The 299-nt window shown below is 58.2% G+C and carries 1 protein-coding gene and 1 pseudogene; one reads left to right on the plus strand and one right to left on the minus strand.

What is annotated here, in order from left to right:
* A partial coding sequence (locus NFX52_RS30540; protein WP_252636032.1) for a hypothetical protein occupies positions 1–198 on the plus strand: 198 nt, incomplete at its 5' end.
* Here the strand turns inward: NFX52_RS30540 and NFX52_RS30545 are convergent.
* Positions 173–299 (minus strand): annotated as a pseudogene (locus NFX52_RS30545) (IS3 family transposase); the annotation flags it as partial. The gene NFX52_RS30540 and the pseudogene NFX52_RS30545 sit on opposite strands and share 26 nt — an antisense overlap.

The following is a 299-nucleotide window of genomic DNA, read 5'->3' on the forward strand; positions in this document are numbered from 1 at the left end:
GCAACGCTGAGCCAGCGCGCAAACAACGCGATCGTCGCCACGCAAACTGCATCCACCTTCTTCATCATGCCCGCGATATTCGCGGGACATGTGGCTCAACTCAAGATGCCTCGGCTGGACGCTTACCCTACGAGTACGCCATTGTTTCAAGATGCCATGGCTGGCCGCTTACGCCTTGCCAAGTCGAAACGTAAGTGAAGTCGCTCACCCACAACTGGTTCGGCCTCTCGGCCCGGAACTGCCGGTTGACCCGGTCCAATGGACATGGTGCTTTGCCATCACTGACGGTGGTTCGTACG

The organism is Acidovorax facilis (genome assembly GCF_023913775.1).
GTDB lineage: Bacteria > Pseudomonadota > Gammaproteobacteria > Burkholderiales > Burkholderiaceae_C > Acidovorax > Acidovorax facilis.